Genomic DNA, 6,797 nt, shown 5'->3' on the forward strand with positions numbered 1-6,797 from the left:
CGGGAGTCGGCGTAGGCCAGCCGCACGTGCGCGGTCTCCGTCGCGGCGTGCTTGGAGACGTTGGTCAGCGCCTCCTGCACGATCCGGAACGCCGCGTACCACGGCGCCCGTCCCGCGCGACCCGCGTGGGACGGGCGCCGTTGTGTCGCGCGCCGCGCGGCGCCGTTGGGGCCGCACGGGGCGCAGTTGTGCCGCGCGGCTTCGGAACTCCTTCCCGGGCCTGCTCCCACGGGACGGCAGCCGGTGAACACGCTGTGCCGATCACCCGTGGCCCCGGTGAAGGGGCCGTCACACCCCAGGCGTACGCTGTATGGCTGTTATGGCCGCCCCTGCCGCACCCCCGCGACACCCGCGGCGCCGCAGCACGGCCGACCACGGGGGATCACGGGGAGTCGCGGTGTTCGAGAGTGTGGGGGCCTTGATCGGCAGTCCATGGATCTACGCCATGGTCGCGTCGTCGGTCCTTTTGGACGTGTTCCTGCCGATCCTGCCGAGCGGCGTCCTGGTCATCACGGCCGCCACCGCGGCGGCCGCGGGCTCCGGCGCGGCGACCGGCGCGGTGCCGCACGAGGCGCCCGACATCCTGGCGCTGGTCCTCTGCGCGACCACCGCGTCCGTACTGGGCGACCTGGTGGCGTACCGCCTGGCCTGGCGCGGCGGTGAACGTCTCGACCGCGCGATCGCCCGCTCGCGTCGGCTCAGCAGCGCGCAGGAACGTCTCGGCACGGCCCTGGCCCGCGGTGGCGGCGCCCTGGTCGTCCTCGCCCGCTTCGCCCCGGCCGGCCGCTCGGTCGTCTCCCTGGGCGCCGGCGCCGCCCACCGTCGCGCCCGCGACTTCCTCCCCTGGTCCGCGCTGGCCGGTTTCTCCTGGGCCGCCTACAGCGTCGCCCTCGGCTACTTCGGCGCCCACTGGCTGGGCACGACCTGGCTGGCGACGGGCGTGTCCGTCCTCGCGCTGTTCGGCGCGGGAGCGGGTGCCGCGTATGTGATGCGACGGCGGCCGGCGACGGTGGAGGTGCCGTAGCGCGCGGCGGTGCGGCGCGCGGCGGGCCGGGGGCAGGTCGCGCTTGAGGTCGGCGGCGTCCCGGATCCGGCCCACCGAACCGGAACCGGATCGAGCCCAGCGCACCCGGGATCGCCCCGCGTCACCCCGCCCGCCGAGTGGCAGCTCCCCGTACCTCAAGCCCGGCCAGCAACTCGGCCGTGGCCTCGGCGATCACGTCGACGGCCCGGTCGAACACCTCCTGGTTGTGCGCGGCCGGGGCCCGGAAGCCGGACACCTTCCGCACGTACTGCAGGGCAGCGGCCCGAATGTCCTCCTCCGTCGCCTCCTCGGGCAGGACGGGCGGACGGAGTGTCTTGATGCTGCGGCACATGCCTCCAGTCTCGCCCCTCCGACCGACATCTGTCCGCGAAACCCCGCCCCTGCGATGATCACCCCCGAGGCGGCCACCACGAAGGGGCCGACCGACGAGAGGACCCCACCATGGCGCACCACAGCGCGAGCGACACCCCTGGCGAGACGACCAGCGACCAGGCCGGCGATACGACGAGCGGTACCGGGACCGACGCCGCTCGGGCACTCACCGTCGCCGTCCTGGGCCCCGGCGGCACCGGTGGCCTGCTCGCCGGGCTCCTGGCCAGGGCCGGTCACCGCGTGATCTGCCTGGCCGGTCCGGAGACCGCCGGCACGCTGCGTTCGGCCGGAATCCAGGTCCGCAGCGCGCGGTACGGCGACTTCACGGCCCGGGTGGAGGCCGACACCACCCTCCGCGAACCGGTCGACGTGTGCGTCGTCGCGGTCAAGCACACCTCGCTGGACGCCGCCCTCGACCGCGTCCCGCTCGCGGCACTCGGCGACGGCCTGCTCATACCGCTCCTGAACGGCGTCGAACATCCGGCGACCCTGCGCGCCCGCTACCGCCCGGGCCGCGTCGCCCCGGCCGTCATCCGGGTCGAGTCGACCCGGGTGGCCCCTGGAGTGATCGAGCACACCAGCCCGTTCGCCGAGGTGGACCTGGCGGGCGACGGGGTGCCCCGCGAGCGTCTCGACGCCCTGGCCGAGGCGCTCACCGCCGCCGGTCCGGTCACCCGGGTCCTGGCCGACGAGACGGCGGCCCTGTGGGCGAAGATGTCGTTCCTGGCGCCGTTCGCCCTGTTGACGACCCGTTACGGGCTCCCCCTCGGCGAGATCCGCACCCGCCACCGCGAGGAGCTGACCGCCCTGGTGGAGGAGACCGCCGCGATCAGTTCCGCCTGCGGCGGCCCCGCGGACCCGGCGCAGGCGCTGGCCCGCTACGACGCCTTCCCGCCCGCCATGAAGTCGTCGATGCAGCGGGACGCCGAGGCGGACCGTCCGCTCGAACTCGACGCGATCGGCGGGTCGTTGCTGCGCGCGGCGGAGCGGCACGGGGTGCCGGCGCCGGTCACGGAACGTGTGGTCGAGGAGTTGAGGCACGCCGGCCACTAGGGGGCGACCGAGGCCTTCGGGTTCCTTTCTCTCTCACAAGAACCACCCGAAGCCACTCGCCACCCAAAATCGAACAGGCGTAGCATTGTGCCGTGGCTACGACCTATGACTTTCCGAGTGACCTCCTCGCCGGTCAGGAGGAGCTGCATCAGGTCCGGGCCGAGCTGTCGGCCCTGCTGAAACGGCTGCCCTGGTCGGTCGAGCCGCTGGACGGCTTCAGTGACGCGGGCGGCTGGCGCAAGGTGGAGCGCCCCGCCTCCCCCGGCTGGACGGCCGACGAACAGGCCGAGGTGGAGAAGCTCCGGCAGCGCGAGCACGAACTCGCGGTCTTCGTCACCTGCCACCGCTTCTGGGCGGAGGTCGCCGCGGCGGAGCGCGTGGACGCCCGTACGAGGCTGAAGCACGCGCACGAGGCGCCGGTGGCCTCCGAGGAGGAACGGGCCTGAACCAAGAAGACCCCGGCCGCGATCGGCCGGGGTCTTCTCCTGGTGTGGGCGCGGACGGTTTCGAACCGCCGACATCCTGCTTGTAAGGCAGGCGCTCTACCCCTGAGCTACGCACCCGAGACGAGTCGACAGCCTACCCTGCTCGGGGCGCTGTCCCGCAAACCCGTATCGGCGCCGGACGGCGACGGCCGCGTACGGGGGTTAACCCCCGTGGAAATGCGGGAGTGCGCTGGATCCCGCGGCAGGTCACGGATCCGTACGGTCGAAGGACGAAGAGCGGACCGGAGCGGGCGCGCGGAGCGCCTGCCGAGCCTTCGTCAGCCGTCCCAGGGGGAATCAGTCATGGCCCGTTCCGTCGCCGCCCGAACCGTCGCCGCCGCCGGTCTCGTCACGCTCCTCGTCGCGGGGACCGCCGCCTGCGGTGCCTCCGCCGGGGACGACAAGGACCCCGAGCACCGGTCCTTCGCGCTGCAGGGACGCACGCTCACCATCGACTCCGACGACTCGGCACTGGAGATCGTCGCCGCCGACGGCAACCCTTCGGGCAAGGTCGAGGTGACCCGCTGGTTCAAGGGCAGGGTCGCCGTCGGCAAGGATCCCGAGGTCACCTGGTCCATGCGGGAGGACCGGCTGAAGCTGCGGATGAAGTGCACCGGCGTGGTCGCCGACTGCGCCGCCCGCCACCGCATCGAGGTGCCGCGCGGAATCGCCGTGAGGGTGCAGGACGGCGACGGCAGCGTCCGGGCCCGGGGCTTCAAGGACGCGCTGAGCATCCGTACCGGAGACGGCTCGGTGCGCGTCACCGACACCTCCGGCCCGCTGGAGCTGCGTACCGGCGACGGGTCGATCCGCGCCGAGGTCTCCTCGCGGAAGGTCAGCACCCGGACCAGCGACGGTTCGGTGCACCTCGCGCTCGGCTCGGTACCGGATCTGGTGGAGTCCCGCTCCGGAGACGGTTCCGTCACGCTGGAACTGCCCCGCGCCACGTACCGCGTCACGACCCGGACCGGCGACGGCGGCGAGGACGTGTCCGTGCCGCGCAGCGACTCCAGCTCCCACCGGGTGTCCGCGCAGACCGGCGACGGCAAAATCACGGTCCGAACCGTGAACTGACCGGCCCGTGTGTTCGTCCTTAACCGGTGGGAGAATGACACTGGGCAGGACGGATGACAGCACGGGAGAGGGATGTGACGGCGACACCACCGCAGTCGGACTCGCCGTTGGTGCCGGGCGCACACCATCCCGTGCGGCTCGCGCTCCGTGACACCCTCACCCTGGTCGGCCTGCCCCTGGTGGCCGCACTCGCGCTGCCCGTCGCCTTCGCCGGCGGAGGTACCCGGCGCTGGTTCGGCGGGCGCGCGGAGAGCCAGCGGGCCGACGCGCAGGCGGCGAAGGACGCCGCGGCGGCCGCGTTCTACGAGCTGGACACCGCCCAGCGCGACCTGCGGATCTCCATCGAGACGATCATGGCGGTCGACGACTCCCCGGCCGCCCGGCGCGCGGTCTCGGACTTCGACGCGCTGGGCCGGCGCATCGACGAGGCCAGCGGGCGTTACATCGAGGCCGTGGACGCCCACGACCTGGACCGGGACGACCTGGAGGCGTCGGTCGCGGCCCACGCGCGGACCGAGCTCACCAAGGCCAAGGACGGCCTGACCGGCGTCAAGCGGGATCTGGACCGTTTCGGCGACAGCCTCGGTCCGCTGCTCGGCAAGGCGGAGACGCAGCTGGCCCGGCTCGCCCCGGCGGTCGAACGGGCCCGGCAGGGACTGCTCGCCGCGTCGAACGCCCTCGACGGCGTACGCGGGTCGGGGCTGACGGCGGACGATCTCGCGGCACGGCTCGCCGCCCTCGCCCCCGAGCTGACCAAACTCAACCAGGGCGCCGGACAGCACGGCGTGCCGGAGACCCTGGAGCGCGCCGAACGGGTGGCGCGGGAGGCCGAGGCGGTCCGGGTGGAGGCCGAGCGGCTGCCCGAGCGGGCCGCCGAGATCGACCACCGGCTGGTCTCGCTGCGCACCCGCGCCCAGGCCCTCACCACCCGCGCCGGGCAGGTCGAGCCGGTCCTCAGCGAGCTGCGGCGGCGTTTCACCGCGGCCTGCTGGCAGGACCTCCAGCACGTTCCGGAGCAGGCCGCGCAGAACGTGGCGCAGGCCGAGCGGAAACTGCGGGAGGCCCGCGCCGCCCGTGACGAACAGCGCTGGCCGGACGCCACCGCCCTGCTGTCGACCGTGCGCGCGCTGCTGAACACGACCGACGAGTCCGTGTCGGCGGCGCGCGACCGGCTGGAGCGGCTCAACGCCGTACAGAAGGACCCCCAGCAGGAGATCGACCGGACCCGCTTCGCGATCCGGGACGCCCAACGGCTGGCGATGACCGGCCGGACGACCCCCGAACCCCGACACGCCCGGCCCCTCGACGACTCCGTGAGCCGCCTGGACCGAGCGATCGCCGGCCTCGAGGGCCGCCACCCCGACTACTGGCACTTCCTGACGGAGACAGAGGCGGTACGCCAGTCAGTGGCCAGGGTGGTCGCCCAGATCCGCGAGGACCGCGGTTCCGCGGCCCCCTAGGGGCGGGAACCCCCAGGGGCGCGGGGAACTGCGCAACCACCCCCCACGGCGCCGCAGACGAAAATCCGCACCCCCAGCGGAGCGCCTAGCTGCGGTACCCGTAGTACGCCGAGTTCGGGTACGACGCGATCAGGCTCGACAGCGACCGGCGGTAGGTGTCGGTGTCGTGGTACGTCAGGTACGGGACACCGCTGGAGCTGCGGAACGTGGTCATCATGGAGTGGTCCTTCGACCCGTCCTTGTCGAAGTCCATCTGCAGCACGTCACCGAGGTCCATCTGGTAGGCGTTCGGCAGCGCGGTCGTCCGCTGGGCGGTCTGCGTGAACCAGGACCACTCGTTGACGCCGATCCAGGTGTCGGACTCGCTCGTCTTGGAGAACCAGGTGCCGTAGTCCTCAGTGGAACTGGTGACCTGCTTCCAGCCACCGGCGAACAGGGACTGGCTGAGGAAGTTGGTGCAGTCGCCGCCGGAGCTGTTGTAGCGGCGGTAGGCGGAGTTGTAGTCCTTCCAGTACTTCTCGGCGTACGTCGCCATCGCCTGGTAGTTGTACGGGGTCGTGGTGGCGAGGTTCTTGGGCTTGGCCGGAGCGGGGTAGGTGATGGCCGACTTGGGCGCGTCGATGACGGCCATCGTGCGGACCAGGCCCGAGTTGGTGGCCGGGGCGGGCTGGTTGACGGGGCGGGGGCCGCGGTCGGTGAGCCGTTCGCCGGTGAGCTGCCAGGTGCCGTCCGGGCGGGCCGCGAAGGTGAGTTCGTGGTGCGCGGTGAAGCCGGTGGTGGCGGGTTCGTCGCCGCGTATCTTCGCGTACGTCAGCGTGGTGGCCTCGGTCACCTGGACGGTAACCGTGTCGCCGCTCAGGCGGGTGCTGTCGACGGTGACCTTGGTGTCCGCGTCGGTGTAGGCCTCACCGAGCGCGGCGAGGCGGGAGCGGGTGCCCTGCAGCGAGGTCAGGGCGGTCTTCTCGGTCGTGGCCTGCGCGGCGGCGAGCTGGACGCCGGAGGTGGCCTTCAGGGTCGTACGAGCGGCCGGGGTCCCTTGGAGGAGGGCTGCCGTGCGCTCGGTGAGCAGGGCGTCCGCGACGCGGCCGAACGTGTCGGTGGTCGCCGCGGTCACGACGGGGGACGGGGAGCCGTCCGCGTGAGCGGCTCCCACGGGAAGCAGGGTGGCGGAGAGGGCCGACGCGATCACGGTGGCGCGACGGGTCCTGCTCGTACCGGACTTGCTCGATCTCACTGGGTGTCTCCTTGACGCGGGGGTGATTCAGTGCACGACCGTCGACCAGTCGGGGGCCTGCGCGGGATCCAGTC

7 protein-coding genes, 1 tRNA gene and 1 pseudogene are annotated in these 6,797 nt (G+C 72.8%); 5 read left to right on the forward strand and 4 right to left on the reverse strand.

The window, feature by feature from the left end; translation table 11 throughout:
• Positions 1-230, reverse strand: a pseudogene (locus ABZ027_RS42755) (hypothetical protein); the annotation flags it as partial.
• 167 nt (positions 231-397) lie between these two features.
• On the opposite strand from ABZ027_RS42755, the gene ABZ027_RS42760 reads away from it, so the two are divergent.
• Positions 398-1,024: a VTT domain-containing protein gene (locus ABZ027_RS42760; protein ID WP_356778457.1), complete on the forward strand. Its 627-nt coding sequence runs from the start codon at positions 398-400 to the stop codon at positions 1,022-1,024.
• 121 nt (positions 1,025-1,145) lie between these two features.
• On the opposite strand, the gene ABZ027_RS42765 is transcribed toward ABZ027_RS42760, so the two are convergent.
• Complete coding sequence (locus tag ABZ027_RS42765; RefSeq protein WP_356778459.1) at positions 1,146-1,376, reverse strand: DUF2277 domain-containing protein; 231 nt, start codon at positions 1,374-1,376, stop codon at positions 1,146-1,148.
• A gap of 110 nt (positions 1,377-1,486) precedes the next feature.
• On the opposite strand from ABZ027_RS42765, the gene ABZ027_RS42770 reads away from it, so the two are divergent.
• Together ABZ027_RS42770 and ABZ027_RS42775 are read left to right on the forward strand one after the other, a co-directional pair.
• Positions 1,487-2,470: a 2-dehydropantoate 2-reductase gene (locus tag ABZ027_RS42770; protein ID WP_356778461.1), complete on the forward strand. Its 984-nt coding sequence runs from the start codon at positions 1,487-1,489 to the stop codon at positions 2,468-2,470.
• A 92-nt stretch (positions 2,471-2,562) separates the two neighbouring features.
• Entirely contained in the window at positions 2,563-2,916 is a 354-nt protein-coding gene (locus tag ABZ027_RS42775; RefSeq protein WP_356778463.1) for a hypothetical protein, read from the forward strand.
• 45 nt (positions 2,917-2,961) lie between these two features.
• Here ABZ027_RS42775 and ABZ027_RS42780 read toward each other — a convergent pair.
• Positions 2,962-3,033 (reverse strand) — tRNA-Val (locus tag ABZ027_RS42780).
• 225 nt (positions 3,034-3,258) lie between these two features.
• On the opposite strand from ABZ027_RS42780, the gene ABZ027_RS42785 reads away from it, so the two are divergent.
• Together ABZ027_RS42785 and ABZ027_RS42790 are read left to right on the forward strand one after the other, a co-directional pair.
• A complete protein-coding gene (locus ABZ027_RS42785; RefSeq protein ID WP_356778465.1) occupies positions 3,259-4,029 on the forward strand; it encodes a DUF4097 family beta strand repeat-containing protein in 771 nt (256 codons plus the stop codon).
• Positions 4,030-4,103: 74 nt separating this feature from the next.
• Entirely contained in the window at positions 4,104-5,489 is a 1,386-nt protein-coding gene (locus tag ABZ027_RS42790) for a hypothetical protein (RefSeq protein WP_356778467.1), read from the forward strand.
• An 85-nt stretch (positions 5,490-5,574) separates the two neighbouring features.
• Here ABZ027_RS42790 and ABZ027_RS42795 read toward each other — a convergent pair whose 3' ends face one another.
• Positions 5,575-6,723, reverse strand: coding sequence for an amidase domain-containing protein (locus ABZ027_RS42795; RefSeq protein ID WP_356778469.1), 1,149 nt, complete (start codon positions 6,721-6,723; stop codon positions 5,575-5,577).
• Between the last annotated feature and the right edge of the window lie 74 nt (positions 6,724-6,797).

The sequence above is a fragment of the Streptomyces sp. NPDC006332 genome (assembly GCF_040612855.1).
Taxonomy (GTDB): Bacteria; Actinomycetota; Actinomycetes; order Streptomycetales; family Streptomycetaceae; genus Streptomyces.